The sequence below is a fragment of the Gracilibacillus sp. YIM 98692 genome, from assembly GCF_010993965.1.
GTDB lineage: Bacteria > Bacillota > Bacilli > Bacillales > Amphibacillaceae > Gracilibacillus.
Genome location: NZ_WIXM01000007.1, coordinates 1 through 20,592 on the forward strand (window position 1 = coordinate 1; position 20,592 = coordinate 20,592).

Annotated in this window: 20 protein-coding genes; 1 reads left to right on the top strand and 19 read right to left on the bottom strand. The window is 36.8% G+C overall.

Annotation, left to right across the window (positions count from 1 at the left end; translation table 11 throughout):
- Positions 1-273: 273 nt before the first annotated feature.
- The 18 genes from GHD00_RS08780 to gpr form a co-directional block, all read right to left on the bottom strand.
- Entirely contained in the window at positions 274-759 is a 486-nt protein-coding gene (locus GHD00_RS08780; RefSeq protein ID WP_163537788.1) for a hypothetical protein, read from the bottom strand.
- Positions 760-793: 34 nt separating this feature from the next.
- Entirely contained in the window at positions 794-1,789 is a 996-nt protein-coding gene (gene floA / locus GHD00_RS08785; RefSeq protein ID WP_163537789.1) for a flotillin-like protein FloA, read from the bottom strand.
- 11 nt (positions 1,790-1,800) lie between these two features.
- Positions 1,801-3,141, bottom strand: coding sequence for an NfeD family protein (locus GHD00_RS08790; protein ID WP_163537790.1), 1,341 nt, complete (start codon positions 3,139-3,141; stop codon positions 1,801-1,803).
- Between the two features lie 236 nt (positions 3,142-3,377).
- Positions 3,378-3,821 carry a GatB/YqeY domain-containing protein gene (locus GHD00_RS08795; protein ID WP_163537791.1) on the bottom strand — a complete coding sequence of 148 codons (444 nt, stop codon included), beginning with the start codon at positions 3,819-3,821 and terminating at the stop codon, positions 3,378-3,380.
- Between the two features lie 16 nt (positions 3,822-3,837).
- Positions 3,838-4,014, bottom strand: coding sequence for a 30S ribosomal protein S21 (gene rpsU / locus GHD00_RS08800; RefSeq protein ID WP_018931586.1), 177 nt, complete (start codon positions 4,012-4,014; stop codon positions 3,838-3,840).
- A 119-nt stretch (positions 4,015-4,133) separates the two neighbouring features.
- Positions 4,134-4,784: a deoxyribose-phosphate aldolase gene (gene deoC, locus GHD00_RS08805; RefSeq protein WP_240468656.1), complete on the bottom strand. Its 651-nt coding sequence runs from the start codon at positions 4,782-4,784 to the stop codon at positions 4,134-4,136.
- A gap of 108 nt (positions 4,785-4,892) precedes the next feature.
- A complete protein-coding gene (mtaB, locus tag GHD00_RS08810) occupies positions 4,893-6,233 on the bottom strand; it encodes a tRNA (N(6)-L-threonylcarbamoyladenosine(37)-C(2))-methylthiotransferase MtaB (RefSeq protein ID WP_163537793.1) in 1,341 nt (446 codons plus the stop codon).
- 4 nt (positions 6,234-6,237) lie between these two features.
- Complete coding sequence (locus GHD00_RS08815; RefSeq protein ID WP_346427636.1) at positions 6,238-7,023, bottom strand: 16S rRNA (uracil(1498)-N(3))-methyltransferase; 786 nt, start codon at positions 7,021-7,023, stop codon at positions 6,238-6,240.
- Positions 6,995-7,945 carry a 50S ribosomal protein L11 methyltransferase gene (gene prmA / locus GHD00_RS08820; RefSeq protein WP_163537795.1) on the bottom strand — a complete coding sequence of 317 codons (951 nt, stop codon included), beginning with the start codon at positions 7,943-7,945 and terminating at the stop codon, positions 6,995-6,997. Before prmA ends, GHD00_RS08815 begins: the two co-directional genes overlap by 29 nt.
- A 34-nt stretch (positions 7,946-7,979) precedes the next feature.
- Positions 7,980-9,101, bottom strand: coding sequence for a molecular chaperone DnaJ (gene dnaJ, locus GHD00_RS08825; protein ID WP_163537796.1), 1,122 nt, complete (start codon positions 9,099-9,101; stop codon positions 7,980-7,982).
- Between the two features lie 214 nt (positions 9,102-9,315).
- Complete coding sequence (gene dnaK / locus GHD00_RS08830) at positions 9,316-11,151, bottom strand: molecular chaperone DnaK (RefSeq protein ID WP_163537797.1); 1,836 nt, start codon at positions 11,149-11,151, stop codon at positions 9,316-9,318.
- A gap of 29 nt (positions 11,152-11,180) precedes the next feature.
- Positions 11,181-11,747, bottom strand: a complete 567-nt coding sequence (grpE, locus tag GHD00_RS08835) for a nucleotide exchange factor GrpE (RefSeq protein WP_163537798.1) — start codon at positions 11,745-11,747, stop codon at positions 11,181-11,183.
- 115 nt (positions 11,748-11,862) lie between these two features.
- Positions 11,863-12,885: a heat-inducible transcriptional repressor HrcA gene (gene hrcA / locus GHD00_RS08840; RefSeq protein WP_163537799.1), complete on the bottom strand. Its 1,023-nt coding sequence runs from the start codon at positions 12,883-12,885 to the stop codon at positions 11,863-11,865.
- Positions 12,886-12,961: 76 nt separating this feature from the next.
- Positions 12,962-14,119 carry a radical SAM family heme chaperone HemW gene (hemW, locus tag GHD00_RS08845; protein ID WP_163537800.1) on the bottom strand — a complete coding sequence of 386 codons (1,158 nt, stop codon included), beginning with the start codon at positions 14,117-14,119 and terminating at the stop codon, positions 12,962-12,964.
- A 60-nt stretch (positions 14,120-14,179) separates the two neighbouring features.
- Positions 14,180-15,994, bottom strand: coding sequence for a translation elongation factor 4 (lepA, locus tag GHD00_RS08850; protein WP_163537801.1), 1,815 nt, complete (start codon positions 15,992-15,994; stop codon positions 14,180-14,182).
- 91 nt (positions 15,995-16,085) lie between these two features.
- Positions 16,086-16,409, bottom strand: coding sequence for a hypothetical protein (locus tag GHD00_RS08855; RefSeq protein WP_163537802.1), 324 nt, complete (start codon positions 16,407-16,409; stop codon positions 16,086-16,088).
- 20 nt (positions 16,410-16,429) lie between these two features.
- Positions 16,430-17,599: a stage II sporulation protein P gene (spoIIP, locus tag GHD00_RS08860; RefSeq protein WP_163537803.1), complete on the bottom strand. Its 1,170-nt coding sequence runs from the start codon at positions 17,597-17,599 to the stop codon at positions 16,430-16,432.
- Positions 17,600-17,696: 97 nt separating this feature from the next.
- The gene (gene gpr, locus GHD00_RS08865) at positions 17,697-18,773 is read right to left on the bottom strand and encodes a GPR endopeptidase (protein WP_163537945.1); all 1,077 of its coding nucleotides are present in this window, start codon (positions 18,771-18,773) and stop codon (positions 17,697-17,699) included.
- 173 nt (positions 18,774-18,946) lie between these two features.
- Here gpr and rpsT point away from each other — a divergent pair, with 173 nt between their 5' ends.
- Positions 18,947-19,213 carry a 30S ribosomal protein S20 gene (gene rpsT, locus GHD00_RS08870; RefSeq protein WP_163537804.1) on the top strand — a complete coding sequence of 89 codons (267 nt, stop codon included), beginning with the start codon at positions 18,947-18,949 and terminating at the stop codon, positions 19,211-19,213.
- A 55-nt stretch (positions 19,214-19,268) separates the two neighbouring features.
- Here rpsT and holA read toward each other — a convergent pair whose 3' ends face one another.
- Complete coding sequence (gene holA / locus GHD00_RS08875; RefSeq protein WP_163537805.1) at positions 19,269-20,312, bottom strand: DNA polymerase III subunit delta; 1,044 nt, start codon at positions 20,310-20,312, stop codon at positions 19,269-19,271.
- Between the last annotated feature and the right edge of the window lie 280 nt (positions 20,313-20,592).

Here is a 20,592-nt window from a genome sequence, read left to right on the forward strand (position 1 = left end):
TTCACCATCCTGACAGCGTAGGAAATATACGTAGACTCCTGCGGGAAAAGCAACGGCTGAAGATCCCACAGGAAGTGTATTTTGCTCCGAGGAAGCTGAAGCGTTGCCCGCGGAAAGCGAAGTATATTTCCGAAGCGTCATTTAAACTCTCACCCTACAGTATTGCGCAGTTTTGTTCAACTGTGTAATAAAACAACAAACTATGCAAAAAAAGAGGCTGACATAAAAAAAGACTGCCTATTAGCTTAATCAAGCTATAGACAGTCTTTTTTATTAATATCGTCTTCTTTTTTGTCTCTTTTGAAGAGCACGTGGTTTACCAAGTACTTCTGACATGATAATACCTTGTGCAACTCCTTTTTTCGTCAATTGACCTGTAACAGATAAAGAAACTTTTTGGTCTCGTTTCTTTTGATAAGCTGTAGGAGTAGTTTCTTTTAAAATGGCATCATGCTTATTTTTTTGATTATTTTGTATATTCTTCGCTTTTTCAAGCTTCTCCTGCCATTCATTCATTTGCTCATTGGCCTGATCTTGATAACTACTCAACGTATCATGTAAAGAAGTTTCCGTGTTTTGATCTTCTTTTACTTGTTCGGCACTTGCTGGTTCAGCCTTCTTTTGTTTTTGGGAAGGCGGGGCTTTTTCAATTGGTCTATTGGGCTTATTTTCCTCTTCTTGGTTAGATTTATTAGATAAACTAAACAACCAAATAGCAAAAGCTATTACTGGAATAATAAGATTTAATATTTCCCCCATATTCACCTTCCTTTCTCACTACTTTACTGTCCAATTAGTTCGAATCGTTCTCATCATTTTCTGTATCTGTCAACTTACCTATAGAATCACGCATATCGGTATCTGCATCGATATTCTTGTAATTCATATAATCCATAACACCCATATTTCCAGAACGTAAAGCTTCTGCCAACGCTTGTGGTACTTCCGCTTCTGCTTCCACCACTTTTGCACGCATTTCTTGTACTTTTGCAACCATTTCTTGTTCTTGGGCAACTGCCATTGCACGACGTTCTTCTGCTTTCGCCTGGGCAATATTTTTATCTGCTTCAGCTTGATCAGTTTGTAAGATCGCACCAATGTTTTTACCAATATCTACATCAGCAATATCGATTGATAGAATTTCAAATGCGGTTCCTGCGTCCAAACCACGGTTTAACACGTTATGCGATATAGAATCAGGGTTTTCAAGTACTGCGGTATGTGCTTCTGAACTACCAATTGTGCTTACTACCCCTTCTCCTACACGAGCAATAACAGTGTCTTCACCTGCACCACCTACAAGGCGGTCAATATTTGCACGAACTGTAATACGGGCTTTTGCCTTTACTTCAATACCATCCATTGCAATACCGGCAATAAAAGGTGTTTCAATTACTTTTGGATTAACGCTCATCTGAACAGCTTCTAAAACATCACGACCTGCTAAATCAATTGCCGCACATCTTTCAAAGCTTAATTCAATATTAGCTCGTTGTGCTGCAATTAATGCATTTACCACTCGGTCCACGTTACCGCCTGCTAAGTAGTGACTCTCCAATTGATTTGTATTTACATCTAACCCTGCTTTATGCGCTTTAATTAATGGGTTAATAACACGCGATGGGATAACTCGTCTTAAACGCATCCCAATCAACGTAAAGATACTCACCTTTACACCAGCTGCTAAGGCACTAATCCAGAGCATTACTGGAATGAAAGTAAATAAAATAGCTACTGCAATGACAATCAGACCAACAAATATGATTGGTATTAATGTTTCAAATTCCATTTCTTTTCCTCCTAGTTTATTTCATTGTTTTGTCTAACCACTATTCGTGAACCTTCCACTTTTACTATTTGCACAGGTTGGTTCACCTTAATAAAACCTCCCTCACTTACAACATCTAGCCGTTCTTGATCAAATACAGCAGTACCTGATGGCCTCAACGGAGTAATGGCAACTCCTTCTAATCCAACTAGATCTGTTCGTGAAACAGAAGATACATACCCCTGTTCTGTTGTGGTGGCATCTTGAAGTATAATATGCCTAAGCATTCCTTTGTTCAACCCCATAGTTTTAAAGAGTATAACAGAAACTACAATAGCTGCTACTAAGGCAATTCCTATACTAAGTGTCATATGGCCTACATTATCTGTCGACATAAATAATGACCCAACCATAGCACCTACACCTATCAGACCGAGAATGCCGCCAGGAACAAATACTTCAACAATAAGTAATACGATCCCTAGAATAAGCAAAATAACTGCTTCATAACCGGCCAATCCTGCCACAATATGCCCATAAAAAAACAGGACTAAAGAAGCTAGGCCAATGGAACCAGGGATACCGAATCCAGGTGAATATAGTTCAACAACTAGTCCGATACTCGCCAGTGATAATAATATGGGAACAACTACTGGGTTGGTTAAAAAGCGAGCAATTTCTTCTGCTAATGTAGGTGAATTTTCTATAATTTCTGCATTAGCTAAAGATAAATTATTCAGTAAGGAAGTCCGATGATTCACTATTCCAGTTGCATATCCTACTTCAACCGCTGATTGCGGGCCCAATGTGAGATATTCCCCTTTAGGGGCTCCATATTCTGGCAAATCAATCTCTGCATCAGCCATTGCTTCAGCGTATAGTTCATCACGACCTTTTGAACTAGCAGCACTTTTCATAGCTGTAATCCATGCTGACTGTGCCTTTTTATCTGCAGCAGTACCGTCACTATTAATGACCCCGCTCGCCCCCATCGCAGCTGTAGATGTCATATAGATATTATCAGTATTTAATGCTATGTATGAACCAGCGGATAAGGCTTCAATTGTAATAAAGGAAGTAGATTCCATCTCTAGGTCTTGCAGGATCGCACCAATATTTTTAGCAGCATCCACACGACCGCCAGGGGTATTAATTTCGAAAATAACATGATCTGCATTAGCTTCTTCCGCTTCATTCGTAGTACGGCGAATAAAAGCTTCTAACCCTCTTTCCACCTCATTTTCAATAGGAATAAAATATACTTTTTTTCCTTCACCATTTTCATCTGCGTCCGTTACGGGAGAGAATGGATGGCTAACAGGCAAAAGAAATAAAACACCAAAAGCGAGCAACATCCATATTACCTTTTTCATTTGAAGATTACACCCTCCCTTTCACCCAATAATATTCCCATAAAGTCATACGTAATTATTATATAAATGGTTTCAAAGTAACAAGAAATTCTTGCATTAAATTGATTGTCCTAATTCTATCACAATTGAGAGCGTTTTATAAAGTAATAATGTCTACTATAAAGGACAAATAAAAATCCTTAGCATTACGGAGCTAAGGATTTTTATATATAATGAATCTATAGATGTTCGTATAATTATAAATGTTTTTGAACTAACTGATTCACCTTTGAGCCTTCTGCCTTTCCTTTTACTTTAGGCATTAAAGCACTCATCACTTTTCCCATATCTTTTTTTGATTGAGCTTGAACTTCTTTGATCGTTTGAACAACTAATTCCTCTAATTCTTCTTCGGATAGCTGTTCTGGCATATATTCTTTTAGAATACGAATTTCTTCTTCTAGTTTGCCTACAAGATCTTCACGTCCAGCTTCTTTAAATTCTTGGAGGGAATCATTTCTTTGCTTTAGCTCTCTCGCTAAAACGGTGATTTCTTCTTTTTCAGACAATGCATCCTTCTTTAAGTTAATGGCTTCATTTTGAATCGATGCTTTGACCATTCGAATAACACTAAGTTTTACTTTATCTTTATCCTTCATCGCCTGTTTCATATCCTGGTTCAAAAGTTCAACGATTGCCATTTATGCTACACCCTCTTTAAAATTTACGCTTTCTAGCTGCCTCAGATTTTTTCTTGCGGCGCACACTAGGTTTCTCATAAAATTCACGCTTACGATATTCAGATAATGTACCAGATTTTGATACACTACGTTTAAAGCGACGAAGAGCATCTTCAAGTGACTCGTTTTTACGAACGCGAGTTGTGTTAGACATGCAAATTTCCCTCCCTCCGAAGCATTCAAAAAAATTAATCTAACATATGTAAGGGTACATATGTCTCTTGAAATTATAATACAGTAAATAGGATAGGTCAACCATTTTTTCCATAAGTACTAATATTCCGTTTCCGCTTCCACTCCATTTAAAATAGCAACACCTGCACTTGCGCCAATTCTTGTGGCACCAGCATCTATCATTTTTTGCGTTGCTTCAAGGTTACGCACACCACCGGAAGCCTTAACCTCTAATTGATCACCGACCTCTTGGTACATCAATTCTACATCCTTGACAGTTGCTCCGCCTCCAGCAAAACCAGTAGAAGTCTTAACAAAATCTGCACCAGCTTTTTTCGCCAATTGACATGCTTTTCTTTTCTCTTCGTCTGTTAAAAGTGACGTTTCGATAATAACTTTGACGATAGCATCTGGATGTGCAGCATCTACTACCGCTTTAATATCTTCTTCGACAAGTGCAGAGTTATTTGATTTTAACACACCAATTTGAATCACCATGTCTACTTCAGTAGCACCATTCGCTATAGCTTGTTTTGCTTCAAACACCTTTGCCTCAGTCGATGTAGCTCCTAGAGGAAAGCCAATTACAGTACATACTTCCACACCAGTTCCCTTAAGAGCACTTGCACAATGCTTTACCCATACTGGATTAATACATACAGAAGCAAATTGATAATCTTTTGCCTCTTCTATCAATTGATTGATTGTTGCTTCTGTCGTTTCTGGCTTCAGCATCGTATGATCAATCATTTTTGCTATTTCTTTTTTATTCACGACCCCTTCCCCCTTTCCTTCATTTAGAATACCATGTCACCATACAAAAAACCACAGCGTATTAGACTGTGGCTTTCGTTTCGATTAGGAAGAAATGTTTAATACTTCATCATCCATAACTCTAACGAAAGTTCCATCATTATATGGATACCCTGCTTTCGTAATTTTTACTCTTACAATTTCTCCTATCATATCTTTTGTTCCTTCAAATTTGACTTTCAAATAGTTATCTGAATACCCTACCAACATATTAGGTTGTTCTTCATCCACCGTTTCTTCTGGAATAACCTCTACAACCTCATTTTCATATCGTTTCGCGTATTCCAAAGCCTGCTGATTGGACAATTCAATTAACTGCTGAACTCTTGCATGTTTTACTTTATCGTCGACTTGATTATCCATTCTTGCAGCAGGAGTACCTGTACGTTTGGAAAACGGGAAAACGTGCAATTCGGAATAACCAATTTCTTTCACAAAATGCTTCGTTTCTTGAAACTCTTCTTCTGTTTCACCAGGGAAACCAACAATTACATCAGATGTAACAGCTAAGTGCGGTAGAGCTTTTTGAATTCTTTCTACTCTTTTACGGTAAAAGTCTGTCGTATATTTACGTCGCATACGCTCTAATACCGTATCTGATCCAGATTGAAGCGGGATGTGTAAATGTGGTACAACCTTCTTTGATTGATCCAACACTTCAATAACCTCATCGGTAATTTGACTCGCTTCAATGGAAGAAATACGAATACGTTTCAACCCTTCAACTGATTCCAAATCACGTAAAAGTTGAGCGAAATTATAATCCTTCATATCTTCGCCATATCCGGCAGTATGAATTCCAGTTAAGACCACTTCTTTGTATCCTGCATCTACCAATTGACGAGCTTGCTTTAATACATTTTCCGGTTTTCTAGAACGTAATAATCCTCTAGACCATGGAATAATGCAAAATGTACAAAAATTGTTACATCCTTCCTGGATTTTCAATGAGGCTCTTGTTCGATCAGAAAAAGTTGGAACATCCATTTCTTCAAATACTCGATTTTTCATTATATTAGAGACTCCATTAATCGGTATACGGTGCTCTTGATGTTCTTCAATGTATTGTATCATTTTGCCACGATCTTGCGTTCCTACCACTACATCGACACCAGGGATTTCCATAATCTCACCAGGTGATGTCTGTGCATAACACCCCGTCACACAGACTACCGCTTCAGGATTTTTACGAACAGCACGGCGAATAACTTGTCTGCTTTTTTTATCACCAGTATTCGTAACAGTACAAGTATTAATGACATACACATCAGCATGATGGTCAAACTCTACTCGCTCATAACCTTCAATTTTAAACTTTTGCCATATACCCTCTGTTTCATAATGGTTTACTTTACAACCTAATGTATGAAAAGCCACTGTCGGCATTTCATCACCTCATTTCTTCAAAATAATAAGATAAGCTACTCAATGCATAAAGAGGTGCTGTTTCTGTTCTAAGAATTCTTCGGCCTAATCTAATGGTTTGAAAGGAAGCTTGTTTCCATTGATCTACTTCTTCTGTTGAAAACCCACCTTCCGGACCAATACAAATCATAACAGACTGACCTTCTTGAATTTGAGAGAAATAATCATGCAACTTTATGTTTTGGCGATCTCTCACTTCTTCCTCATATGCTATGAACTTCCAATCAAACTTTTCTGATAGCTCTAAAATTTGTTGGAATGTATGCACATACGCTACATGAGGTATTTTATTTCGATGTGATTGTTCGCTTGCTTCCTTTACAATCTTTCCCCATCTACTGTGTTTCTTCTTCACTTTCTTCGCATCCCACTTCACAATCGAACGTTCAGCTTGATATGGTACAAAGCTGCTGGCACCTAGCTCTGTTCCTTTCTGTAAGATAAACTCCCATTTATCGCCTTTTGGTAAACCTTGCACGACACATACATCTATCGGTAATTCTTTACTTTCTTCTAACCATTCTTTGATATCAGCTTCCACGTCATCCGTGCCGACCTTATTTATTCTAGCAATGGCCGCCTTTCCGTTAGGGTGATTACAAATCACTTCATCCCCCTCTACCATGCGCATTACATGAACAATATGATGAAAATCGTCACCGCTAATATATACGATCGATCCGTGCCAATTCTCTTCAGGGAGAAAATAACGTTGCAAAGCCTCACCTGCTTTCTTCTGGCTTTTTCGCAATAATGGATATCCAATCTTCCATTTGATTTATTTCTACTATATCAAAACCTGCGTTTTCTAAACCATCTTTCACTTGCTGTTTTTTTGCTTGAATAATACCTGATGTAATAAAAACTCCACCTGGCTTCATTATCCGAAATGCATCCTGTTCAAAGCGCAAAATAACCTCAGCTAAAATATTAGCGACAATAATATCTGCTTGTTCGTTTACGTTATTAAGCAAATTGTTTTGCCTGACTTGCACTTGGCTACCTACTTTATTTACTTTTACATTCAACTTAGCACTTTGAACAGCGACTTCATCTAAATCACAAGCAAAAACCCTTTTTGCACCTAACAGTACAGATGCAATGCTCAATACTCCGGAGCCACAGCCTACATCCATTACGATATCTCCATCATTAACATACTGTTCTAATCCTTGAATACTTAAAACAGTCGTAGGATGTGTACCCGTTCCAAAAGCCATTCCAGGGTCCAGTTCAATAATAAGTTCATCTGTTGAGACAGGCTGATAATCTTCCCAGGTGGGGGTAATGGTCACTCTCTCTGAAATTTTTGCAGGCTTATAATACTTTTTCCAAGCTGTTGCCCACTCTTCCTCATTTACTTCACTTAAAGTTATTTTATTAGGTCCAATATCAATATCAAATAATAATAAATTATTGATAGCTTGCTTTATTTCAGAGACCGTCTCTCCTAAAAAACTATTAACCGGTAGATATGCTTTAAGTCTAACTCCTTCTTCTGGGTAATCATCTGGGTTAAGTTCATATATTTCACCAAAAGAATCATCCCAATCCGCTTCTAAATCAAGTTTATCTTCTATCACCACACCACTAGCCCCAGCTTCATGAATTATGTTGGAAATAGGCTCTATCGCTTCATTTGTTGTATAAATACATAGCTCTGTCCACTTCAAACAGATCAACTCACTTTACATAGAATTTGAATAATTATTCTCCCTTAAAGGCACGTTTTACACGTTGGAAAAACGAATTTTCATGTTCATCTGTAGGCTGGTTTCCACTGATTTCATTAAATTCTCTTAAAAGCTCTTTTTGGCGGTCGCTTAAGTTTGTAGGTGTAATCACACGGATTTTGATATGTTGATCACCATGTCCATACCCTCTTACATTTGGTGCTCCTTTTCCTTTGAGTCGGAACGTTTTTCCTGTTTGTGTACCCGCTGGTACTTTTAATTTGACTTTTCCGTGTAAGGTTGGAACTTCAATTTCATCGCCTAATGCTGCTTGAGTAAATGTAATTGGCATCTCGCAGAAAATATGATCGCCTTCACGTTGGTAAAATTCATGTGGTCTTACTTGGACAACAACATACAGGTCCCCTGCAGGTCCTCCGTTCGCACCTGGTTCACCTTGACCTGCAATGCGAATTTGCTGACCATCATCAATTCCTGCTGGGATGCTAATATGAATCTGCTTACGTTTATTTACTGTCCCAGCCCCTCCACACGTGTTACATTTATCTGTTATCTCTTTTCCAGATCCTTGACAGTGATGGCATACACGTCTATTGACAACTCTTCCGAACGGTGTGTTTTGTTCTACGTTTAACTGTCCGCTTCCACCACAGTGCGAACATGTTTTTGGTGTAGTTCCTGGCTTGGCTCCTGATCCTTCACACGTTTCACATTGCTCTTCTTTTGGAATATGAATATCAGTTTCTTTACCAAAAATAGCTTCTTCAAATTCTAAAGTCATGGTGTATTGTAAATCATTTCCTTGTCTTGGTGCGTTTGGATCTCTTCTTCGTCCACCGCCAAAGAACATATCAAAAATATCTCCAAAGCCACCAAAATCTTCTGCACCTCCAAAGCCACCAAATCCTTGGCTTTGTGGCCCTTCATGACCAAATTGATCATATTGTGCTCGCTTCTGTTCATCCCCTAACACTTCATAAGCTTCTTTTACTTCTTTGAATTTATCAGCAGCACCCTCTTCTTGACTAACATCTGGGTGGTATTGTCGAGCAAGCTTTCTATATGCTTTCTTTATATCGTTTTTAGATGCATCTTTCGATACACCTAGCACTTCATAATAATCTCTTTTACTCACTGGCTGATCACGCTCCCGGTCGTTTATTGCATAAACTTAATCATAACATTTTTCATAAAACATTAGCAAATATTTATAAAAACCAATATTAAACATGGAAAAAGCCAAAGCCATGTTTACACTGACTTTGACTTTTCCAGAAAATTAACGAATCATCCTTCGTTATTTGCAGCACTTCAATCATTCAAGTGCAAACAAAGTATTGCATTATTGTTTATTTCTTGTCTTCATCGTCTACTTCTTCATAATCTGCATCTACTACATCATCATCTTGCTGTTGACCTTCTGCACCTGCTGCACCGCTTGCTTGAGCTTCTTGTTGTGCTTGCTCATACATTTTTACTGTTAAAGCTTGCACTTGTTCTTCTAGCGCTTCTTTTTTCGCTTTAATTTGCTCTTGGTCATTCTCTTCTAATGCTTTTTGCAGCTCTTCTTTTGCAGATTCTGCTTTTTGTTTTTCTTCGTCTGTTACTTTATCTCCAAGATCCTTAATAGTTTTATCTGTTTGAAATACAAGCTGATCTGCTTCATTACGTAATTCAATTTCTTCGCGACGTTTTTTATCAGCTTCCGCATTTTCTTCTGCATCTTTTACCATTTGTTCAACTTCTTCGTCAGAAAGACCTGAAGAAGACTTGATGGTAATAGATTGTTCTTTATTTGTCCCCATATCTTTAGCTCGAACATTAACAATACCATTTGCATCAATGTCAAAAGATACTTCAATTTGCGGAACTCCACGTGGCGCTGGTGGAATATCCGTTAATTGGAAACGTCCAAGTGTTTTATTATCTTGAGCCATTTCACGTTCACCTTGCAATACGTGAATGTCTACTGCCGTTTGGTTATCTGCGGCTGTTGAGAACACTTGTGAATGGCTAGTTGGGATGGTTGTATTACGTTCAATTAGTTTTGTAGTTACGCCACCCATTGTTTCAATACCTAAAGAAAGTGGTGTTACGTCTAACAAGACAACATCTTTGACATCACCTTGTAACACTCCACCTTGAATAGCTGCACCTAAAGCCACAACTTCATCAGGATTTACTCCTTTAGAAGGCTCTTTCCCAACTTCTTTCTTAATCGACTCTTGAACAGCTGGAATACGTGTAGAACCACCAACTAGCAACACCTTATCTACATCACTAGCTGAAAGGTCTGCATCTTTTAATGCTTGACGAGTAGGTCCCATAGTACGTTCTACTAAACCAGAAGATAGTTCATCAAATTTAGCCCTTGTAATATTCATCTCCAAGTGTAATGGACCAGCATCTCCTGCTGTGATAAACGGTAAAGAAACTTGCGTTTGTGCAACACCAGAAAGATCTTTTTTCGCTTTTTCTGCTGCATCTTTCAGACGTTGTAATGCCATTTTATCTTGAGATAAATCAATACCATTTTCTTTTTTGAATTCTGCTACCATGTGGTCGATTAATACTTGGTCAAAGTCGTCCCCACCTAGTCGATTGTCACCAGCAGTAGAAACTACTTCGAAAGTACCGTCGCCAATATCTAAGATGGATACGTCAAACGTACCTCCACCAAGGTCATAAACAAGAACCGTTTGATCTTCTTCTGCTTTATCAATACCATAAGCAAGTGCTGCTGCTGTAGGTTCATTGATAATACGCTCTACTTCTAAACCAGCGATTTTACCTGCATCTTTAGTTGCTTGACGCTCTGCGTCGTTGAAATAAGCCGGAACGGTAATAACAGCTTTTTCCACTGTATCTCCTAAATAATCTTCTGCATATGATTTAAGGTGTTGAAGAATAATCGCTGAAATTTCTTGAGGCGTATATTCTTTTCCTTCAATCTCAACTTTATAATCTGTACCCATATGACGCTTAATTGATTGAATAGTATTTGGGTTCGTAATTGCTTGACGCTTTGCTACTTCCCCAACTTGACGCTCTCCGTTTTTAAAAGAAACAACAGACGGTGTTGTACGATTTCCTTCTGGATTTGGAATTACCTTTGATTCTCCACCTTCCATAACTGCAATACATGAATTCGTTGTACCTAAGTCAATACCAATGATTTTACCCATTCTAACATCCTCCTTCACAACATATGTAATTACTGATTAACTTTCACCATTGCTGGTCGAATAACTTTATCTTTTAATTGGTAGCCTTTTTGTAAAGTTTCAACAATTTGGTTAGATTCATAACCTTCTTTTTCAACTTGCATAACTGCTTGATGAAGATGTGGATCAAATGTTTGATTTTCTGTTTCAATCTCTTTGACACCTTCATTTTCTAATACAGTTTTTAATTGTCGATAAACCATTTCAAGGCCTTCTACTACACTTTTAGCCGCTTCATCTTCTATCTGTACTTGAAGTGCTCTTTCAAAATTATCTAATACAGGTAGAATTTCAGTTACAATCGACTGAGATTTATATTTTAAATCAGCTTCTTTTTCTTTTTTTGTTCGCTTTCTAAAGTTGTCATATTCAGCTTGAACTCTGAGGAGACGATCTTGAAGTTCATCTTTTTCTGCTTGTAATTGCTTTATCTGTTCTTGATTGACTTCTGATCCTTCATCATTAGAGGACTCCTCTGTTACAAGCTCTTGATCAACATTATCTATTACTTCTTCTTCCACATTGTTGTCTTCTTGATTGACACTATTATTTTCCATGATTGTCACCTCCTAAGTTGAACCATTGTATAGCTAAACATAAAAATTATTAAATAGCAAATAGAAACACATGAGAAAAGAGTACGGGATCAACCATACCCTTTTTGCAAATTTATTAATACCAAGAATGAAAGGTATTTGTCAATCGTTTAGATAAAACATTTAATAAAGAAATGACTCTTGAATACTCCATTCTGGTTGGACCTAATAGTGCAATGGTACCCATTTGCTTTTCTCCCAGGGAATAAGTAGCCGTGATCAAACTGCAATCTTGCATTTCATCTAATTGGTTTTCTTGACCAATGGATACTTTAATTCCTTCCCCAGATGTTCGTAAAATATTCGCCATTTCCTCTTCTTGTTCCATAACCGAATACAAGGCTTGGATTTTATGAACATCATTAAACTCAGGTTGCAATAATATATTTGTTTTTCCATCCATATATAGTTTTACAGGCTGCTCTTCAAGTAACGCTGCTTTTAAATAGTTATAAGTGGCTTCAAAATCACTGCTGTGTTTTAATAATAGCTCTGCCACTTCACCATAAAGCTTTTCTTGTAATTGTATAATAGGAACACCAGTCAATCGTTCATTTAAAATATTGACCAACTTCTCCAAATCACTTGCATTCATGGAAGCAGGTACATTAAAGTACCGATTTTCCACATGTCCAGTACTTGTCACTAATATAGCAACAGCAGCTTGATCAGATAAACTGATAATTTGAATTTGCTTTAATGTTGTTTCAAAAACCCGTGGCCCCAAAATAATCGAAGTGTAGTTTGTTAAATCAGACAATACCCTCGCTGACTTTTGCACCACCTTTTCAAACTCAATCATCTCTCGCTGAAACGTATCTGCTATGACCGTCATCTCTTGACGGGATAAACGGGATGGAGACAAGAGATGGTCTACATAAAAGCGATATCCCTTTTCAGACGGGATACGACCTGAAGATGTATGAGTTTTTTCAATAAATCCGAGGTCTTCTAAATCGGCCATTTCATTCCGAATGGTAGCAGGACTAAAAGAAATATCCTCTTTTTTCGCTATCGCCCTTGACCCAATCGGCTGTGCCGTATGGATGAACTCATCAATAATAACCTGTAAAACCTGTAATTGCCTCTCTGTAAGCATGATGATCACCTCTGTTAGCACTCTTTTTACATGAGTGCTAAATCTATTTATAAATTATCAAATCCACTTTAACTTGTCAATTATGAAGCTCCGGTATATCACACTCTAATAAGAATTCTTGAAATACCTCATTACCAAACGGTTTTCCTTTTTCTGTTAAGCGTATATGACCATTTCTCTCTTCTAGCCATCCTAGATGAGTTAATTTGTCCAATTCTTTTTGATAAATAGATGACAAGCTTCTTTGATATTTTTGCTCAAACCTATCTAATGATACTCCTTGATTTTTTCGCAAACCAAGAAATACTTCTTCTTCAATTCGTTCTTTTAAACCAATTTTCTCAATGTGTAAAATCGGTTTTCCAGATTTATTTGCCTCTTCTACATAAGCAGGGAATGGTCGAATATTTATTATTCTTTCCCCAGGCAGATAACCGTGAGAACCTGCTCCGAAACCATAATAATAATCATTATTCCAATATGTTAAGTTATGCATACTTTCGAACCCTGGCTTAGCAAAATTACTTATTTCATACTGAAAAATTCCTTTTGCATTCATCTCTTCTCTTAAATGTTCATACATATCTGCTTCTATTTCTTCTGGAGGCTTTGTTAATGTTCCTTTTTTATACCGTTGATAGAAAATGGTTTTGGGTTCTATTTGCAAGGAATAGGCTGAATAATGTGGCAAGTTAAATTGTAAAGCCTCTTTCAACGTATCAGAAAACTGTGAAAAAGTTTGATTTGGCAAACTATACATTAAATCAATACTAATATTGGTTAAACCGATCTTGACGAGATCATTGACATTTTCATATACATCTTTTGCTCGGTGTAACCTTCCTAGTTGTTCAAGCATCCTATCATTAAAGTCTTGAACCCCCATCGAAATTCGGTTTACCCCGCTTGATTTTAATATATACATTTTTTCTTTATTTAAATCACCAGGATTCGCCTCAAAAGTGTACTCCTCCACACCAGAAACTTCAAAATAATGTTGAATCATATTAACCAATATTTGCAGCTGCTTTTCATTTAATGCTGTTGGAGTACCACCTCCAACAAATATGGTCTTCACTTTTTTTCGAGGTTCTTTTATCTCGGTTTTTATCTCATTTTCTAATGCAATCAAATACTCATCTGCCATTTTTTCATCATAAAAAAACTTTGTAAAATCACAATAATGGCATATCTTCTCACAAAAAGGAATGTGTATATAGACAGATGAAACCATTTTTGGTCCTCCTTATTGTACGGCAAAACCCTTGCCATGCGACAAGGGTTGATCCTTTCATTATTCGTCGTTCATTTTTAATACCGACATAAATGCTTCTTGCGGAACTTCCACAGAACCTACCATCTTCATACGTTTTTTACCTTCTTTTTGTTTTTCTAGCAATTTACGTTTTCTGGAAATATCCCCGCCATAACATTTACTTAATACGTTCTTACGCATTGCTTTAATAGTAGTTCGTGCAATAATTTTGTTGCCAATTGCCGCTTGAACAGGCACTTCAAATTGCTGCCTTGGTATTAAATCTTTTAATTTATCTGCAATTTGTTTGCCACGCTCGAATGCAAAGTCACGATGCACAATAAATGACAATGCATCAATTGAATCTCCATTTAGTAAAATATCCATTTTCACTAAATTAGATGCTTTATAACCCATCATTTCATAATCAAACGAGGCATAGCCTTTAGTTTGAGATTTCAACTGATCAAAAAAGTCATACACAATTTCTGACAGCGGAATTTCATACACAATGTTGACACGATTATCGTCCAAATACTCCATGTCTTGGAAATCTCCACGTTTCTTTTGGCAAATTTCCATTACCGGCCCTACAAAGTCATTTGGCACCATAACCGTTGCACTGACATATGGTTCTTGCACTTCTTCGATGGATTGATTGTCCGGCATGAAAGATGGATTATCAATATTTACCTCTTCTCCATCTGTTTTCAGTACTTTATAAATAACACTTGGAGCGGTTGTAATGAGATCAATGCCAAACTCTCGTTCAATACGTTCCTGAATGATTTCCATATGAAGTAATCCAAGAAAACCACAACGGAAGCCAAAGCCAAGTGCTTGCGATGTTTCTGCTTCATATTGTAGTGAAGAGTCATTTAACTCTAATCGCTCCAATGCTTCTCTTAAATCATTATAATTATTTGAATCTACCGGATAAAGTCCACAGAACACCATAGGATTTAATCGTTTATAGCCAGGTAGTGGTTCTTCAGCAGGGCGGTTTGCAAGTGTAATTGTATCCCCTACTCGCGTATCACCAACATTTTTTATAGAAGCAGTTAGATATCCTACATCTCCTACTGTTAATTCATCTTGCTGAATAGGCTTCGGATTAAAAACCCCTACTTCGTTCACTTCAAATTCTTTACCTGTAGCCATCATTTTGATTTTATCGCCTACTTTTACCGAGCCTTCCTTAATACAAATATAGGCAACAACCCCTCTATAAGGGTCATATAAGGAATCAAATATCAATGCTTTTAACGGTTCTTCAGCATTTCCTTGCGGAGCCGGTATCTTTTCCACAATTTGTTCTAATATTTCTTCTATTCCGATACCAGATTTAGCACTTGCCAGAATCGCTTCATCGCCATCAATACCGATCACATCTTCAATTTCCTGCTTTACTCTTTCAGGGTCAGCACTTGGTAAATCAACTTTGTTAATAACTGGAATAATTTCTAAATCATTGTCTAACGCCAAGTACACATTGGCTAAAGTTTGCGCTTCAATCCCTTGTGCTGCATCCACTACTAAAATGGCGCCTTCACATGCTGCCAAGCTTCTTGACACTTCATATGTAAAGTCGACATGACCTGGAGTATCAATCAGATGAAATAAATACTCATCGCCATCCTCTTGTTGGTACTTTAGCTGAACCGCATTTAACTTTATGGTAATACCACGTTCACGTTCTAGATCCATAGCATCTAAAAATTGTTCCTTCATTTCACGACTCGTGAGCGCCTTCGTTTTTTCTAATATACGATCAGCTAAAGTTGATTTTCCATGATCAATATGTGCAATAATTGAAAAATTACGTACATTTCCTTGATTTCTTGCGTTCGTCACTATTATTCAACTCCTATTTCGAGCACAATACTAGGATTGATTATAGCAGTGAATAGATGGATGTTCAACAGAAACTATGAGTATCAGGAGATTAAATCATTTCATTAATAACGAAATAAAAGGTTTGCAGGACACTATCGCATAATTTTTGAACAATGTGCTGACCTGTATTGGCTATTTGATACAATACTGTAGGTTCTAAAGATTGTTGATGTGATACAGATTGATTGATTTCTTCCATGATTTGCCCACGATCCATTAACCTATCTTGTCCCGTTTCACTGACTTGCTTTATCTCTTCTTTCTGTTCCGTTAAAGAACTAACTTCCAAGCTAGTACTGCTTCGATCTGATCCAATGTATAATCCGAGTGAGAAGATTAATGACAATATTAATAAATAAAAGAGAAATTTCATTACTTTTCACACCTTTTCAATTATTCTGCATCTACTTTTTCAGCATCCCAATATAGTTCACTAAAAATTTCAGCAAAAGCCTCTGAGGTGTTAAAAAGTTCTTCCATCGTATTATCTACACCGCCAAACTCAACAGTTAAAGCATTGTCTGAAACGTCCTGATTATAAATACCATTTCTACCTGGTCCATCATACATTTCGACCCCTCTGCTAAGACCAGGGTATTTTTCTTCTATCTTTTCATGAAGCTTTGCTGCTAATTGGTAATTCTTTTCATAGTTTGGATTATTTCCACCAATAACAAACATTAATTTAGCATAACTTTTACCATTTATTTCCTTCGTTGTAATATCTTTACGCATACTGTCACGATGCAAATCAAACACATAGTTTATATCTTGATTATCTGCCATCGCTGCTTCGACTACATCTTTTGATGCTCTATAAGAATGACTAGAATAATCCCAGTCATTTTCTACTAATATGGAACCAATGTCTGTATTATCCACTTGAGATCCAATCCCATTTCGCTCTAAGTCTTGTGCTAAACGCTCACTTACTTTAGTAATGTTTACTTCTTGGTGAAAGGCATCATTGGGGTTATCTGTCTTTGGAAGGTACGGCAAAAACGATTCACGGTTGTGTGTATTATAAATAAATACAACTTTTTTATCTCCAGTAGATTCTTCAATTTCCGGCTCTAATGTAGGATCTTTTTCTTCCGGTATAGTTGCTTCTCTTTCTTCCAACACTGTGTCTAATGGAGGAGTAGACTCCACTGTTAAATTCGTGTAGTCTGTACCTTCGCCTGCAATTAATATTTGACGATCATACATTTCAAACCCAGGCAGCTCTCTGCCTAACAAACTTCTTACATCATGCACCCTAATATTGGTCCCTAATTCAAACGCCACTTTCCAAACGTCTATCGGAGGTTTATCTTCGGGCAATGCTTCTTTGAACACTCTATTTTCTAACATAAATAAAGATAAATAATGTACTTCATCTACGTTGGTCGTCCATTTTTTAACAGTATTAGAGGACACGCGATAATCAGGATTTAAACTTGTAATCACACCTACTAAAATAAATATGGCAAAAAATGAGGTTATAAATATAGATATTGTAGCGAACAGCTTGTTTTTAGATAGTAAAATAATACGTTTTCTTCGATTTCTATTTCGTTTCATGACGGTCCCCTTTCTATCTCCTCTATCACCTGTACTAGAATGTATGTAGATTCAATAGAAAGTAGAACCGTCCTTTTCATATTTTTATTTCTAATAACTATCTTGTATATTTCGCAAAATTTTCAACATCAATCTTTTTATGCAATGCTGCATTAATGGCCTCTGCTACCAAATGTGCCATATCTTTTATATACCCATCTACTTCCTTAGGGGTTACCATTAAGTTATGTCCTAATGGTGTTAAAACTTCTCTCATCAGCGCCCTCTTTTCTTGATCATCTAATGATCCAATCATTCCAAAGATCTTCTCTCGTTTCTCTATCGACGGCATATCATCTTCCGATAATGAACGATCACCAAAACTCATTCCTGCGGGTGTTAGAGATTTAGATGGCTTATCTTTTTCCTTCCATTCTTTCCCGATATGTTTAAAAACATAGTCAATGGCATCACTAGTAATCGTCACAGCATCTACCACTGTTGGTACTCCAATTGCAAATACAGGAACACCTAATGTTTCTAAGCTTAATTCTTTACGTTTATTTCCTACACCTGAGCCTGGATGTATACCAGAATCAGATAATTGTATGGTTGCATTGACACGCTCAATCGAACGAGATGCTAATGCATCAATAGCTATCACAAAATCAGGTTTAAGCTTTTCCACTACTCCCTTAATAATATCGCTGGTTTCGATACCTGTAACACCCATTACTCCTGGATTAATAGTCGCAACCCTACGATAACCGTCTTGTACATATTGTGGTTCATGCTCAAATAAATGATTGGTCACCAATACCTTTTCAATCGCTATTGGACCTAATGCATCAGGAGTTACATTTCGGTTTCCCAATCCTACCACTAAACCAGATGCTTCTTTCGTTACATTATTTTTATGAAATAATTCGAGTAATTGACCAGCAACCACCTGAGCCGTCTCTTCCTGTAGTGCTGTATCTTGTTTCTTAATAGCTTCCGAATATACGGTTTGATAAGAACCAGGACTTTTCCCAATTTGTTCTGCACCATCTTCATCTACATTAACGTGAGTTATTTTAATATTTCCGCGCTGTTCCTCCCGAATATCGACCCCTTTTATCTTTTGTTCCTGTTTTTCATCTTTTTCTACATACATATCCTTCGCTTCCACGGCCAGATCTGTACGAACGTCCATATCTTTTTGTTGCAACTCACTTCACTCCTCTATTTTTTTCCTAGCTTTTCCGTCTTCTTCAAATTGATACACAGGTTAAAACAACAATTTATATTGAAATGTCTTTAAAGCTTTGGTAAAATGTCATTTGACCTAATGTTGATATGGTACGAAGTATGATGGAGGTGAATAGAATGGCTAACATTAAATCAGCGATTAAACGTGTACGCTTAAATGCAGATGCACGTGAGCATAACCAATCCATTAAAACGGATATGCGTTCACATATTAAAAAAGTTGAATCATTAGTAGCGAATAAAGATGCGGATAACGCAAAACAAGCATTAAACACTGCAGTACAGAAGATTGATAAAGCAGTACAAAAAGGTTTAGTACATCAAAACAAAGGTAACCGTCAAAAATCTCGCTTATCTAAACTTGTTAATGAACTTAGTGCTTAATTAGTGCTTAACATGAAAAAAACCACAACCCTTTTTAAAGGTGTTGTGGTTTTTTTCAATGATTTACTTTCGTTTTTCTTTTTGTGACTAGTTGATACAACAATAATTCAAAAGCTAGAGACTTATCGGTTTGTCCTGTCTTCATTTTCATATCTGCTTCTGCAAGTAAAGCAATGGCATCTTTTAATTCTTTTAATGAAAATTTCTCCTGCCTTGAAACAGAAAGTTTCGCCACATAAGGGTGGATTTTCAACTGTTGAGCCATCTGTTTTTGGTTATATCCTTTTTGCTTCAACAGTTTCACCTGTAATAAAGTTCGAAACTGAGAAGCGATTAAGGCTAATAATGCAATCGGCTCTTCATTCATTTTTTCTAAATCCTTTAAAATATCAATTGCTTTAGCTAAGTCGTTGGCCATAATCGCATCCATTAGTTTAAAGGCTGAACTATTTTCTTGATGAGAGACAAGTAACTCTGCATCGTGTAACCTTACTTGGTTCCCTTCCCCAACATATAAAGAAAGTTTGTCTAATTCCGAATTCAGCACCATTAAATCTGTACCTAATTCATAAATGATATATCGTACTGCTTCTTTCTCGATGGAAACACCTTTTTCATTAGTCATTCGTTCTATCACATTATCCATATCCCACTCTTTTAATGGCTGACAAGAAACAGTAGTCGCTTTTTTCTTCAACCTCTTAACCAGTTTTTTTCTTTCATCTAATTTTTCATATGGTGCTAATAACACAAAAATCGTATAAGGAGCGGGATTTTCTAAATATTCTACTAACATTTCAGGTTGATGATCTACTTCTACATTGGTATTTTTTGCTTTCAAAAATGTGGGATTAGTTGCAAAAATAAGCTTACGATCCCCCAGAAACGGAAAAGTTTCTGCATCTGCTACCACTTCTTGTATAGATGTTTCTTCTAAATCATAAATAGACACATTTGTTTCTCGTTCCTCTTCTTCCATACTATGTGTAAATAAAGCTTGTTTTAAAGCTTCTATCATGTACGCTTCCGTTCCATAAAAATAATAAGTATAAGAGAGTTGTCCTTTTTTGATTGATTCTATACATTCTAAATAATTCATACACTCATCTCCATTATGTATACAATGTTTCTTCATTTCATCAAAGGAATAGCTTGAAAAAAATGAGGATATGTTTTATTGTATAATAAGATTTATTTTATGAAAAGAAACCCATTTGCTTTAAGAGTTTATTTCCTTGTACAATTTACATAACAAACTTGCATAACGTGAGCATATGTTCGAAAGCAAAGAAGGGAGCGTATGACACTACACTCCCTTCTCCAATCTATATCAACGCAGCATATTTAGCCCCGGGTAACTATATATGCTACGATATTTT

Bases quoted from the DNA above. Each gene is read 5' to 3' on its own strand.
- GHD00_RS08780 (WP_163537788.1), bottom strand. From the start codon at position 759: ATGGGGGAAATATTAAATCTTATTATTCCAGTAATAGCTTTTGCTATT.
- floA (WP_163537789.1), bottom strand. From the start codon at position 1,789: ATGGAATTTGAAACATTAATACCAATCATATTTGTTGGTCTGATTGTC.
- GHD00_RS08790 (WP_163537790.1), bottom strand. From the start codon at position 3,141: ATGAAAAAGGTAATATGGATGTTGCTCGCTTTTGGTGTTTTATTTCTT.
- GHD00_RS08795 (WP_163537791.1), bottom strand. From the start codon at position 3,821: ATGGCAATCGTTGAACTTTTGAACCAGGATATGAAACAGGCGATGAAG.
- rpsU (WP_018931586.1), bottom strand. From the start codon at position 4,014: ATGTCTAACACAACTCGCGTTCGTAAAAACGAGTCACTTGAAGATGCT.
- deoC (WP_240468656.1), bottom strand. From the start codon at position 4,784: ATGATTGATCATACGATGCTGAAGCCAGAAACGACAGAAGCAACAATC.
- mtaB (WP_163537793.1), bottom strand. From the start codon at position 6,233: ATGCCGACAGTGGCTTTTCATACATTAGGTTGTAAAGTAAACCATTAT.
- dnaK (WP_163537797.1), bottom strand. From the start codon at position 11,151: ATGGGTAAAATCATTGGTATTGACTTAGGTACAACGAATTCATGTATT.
- grpE (WP_163537798.1), bottom strand. From the start codon at position 11,747: ATGGAAAATAATAGTGTCAATCAAGAAGACAACAATGTGGAAGAAGAA.
- hrcA (WP_163537799.1), bottom strand. From the start codon at position 12,885: ATGCTTACAGAGAGGCAATTACAGGTTTTACAGGTTATTATTGATGAG.
- hemW (WP_163537800.1), bottom strand. From the start codon at position 14,119: ATGGTTTCATCTGTCTATATACACATTCCTTTTTGTGAGAAGATATGC.
- GHD00_RS08855 (WP_163537802.1), bottom strand. From the start codon at position 16,409: ATGAAATTTCTCTTTTATTTATTAATATTGTCATTAATCTTCTCACTC.
- spoIIP (WP_163537803.1), bottom strand. From the start codon at position 17,599: ATGAAACGAAATAGAAATCGAAGAAAACGTATTATTTTACTATCTAAA.
- gpr (WP_163537945.1), bottom strand. From the start codon at position 18,773: ATGGACGTTCGTACAGATCTGGCCGTGGAAGCGAAGGATATGTATGTA.
- rpsT (WP_163537804.1), top strand. From the start codon at position 18,947: ATGGCTAACATTAAATCAGCGATTAAACGTGTACGCTTAAATGCAGAT.
- holA (WP_163537805.1), bottom strand. From the start codon at position 20,312: ATGAATTATTTAGAATGTATAGAATCAATCAAAAAAGGACAACTCTCT.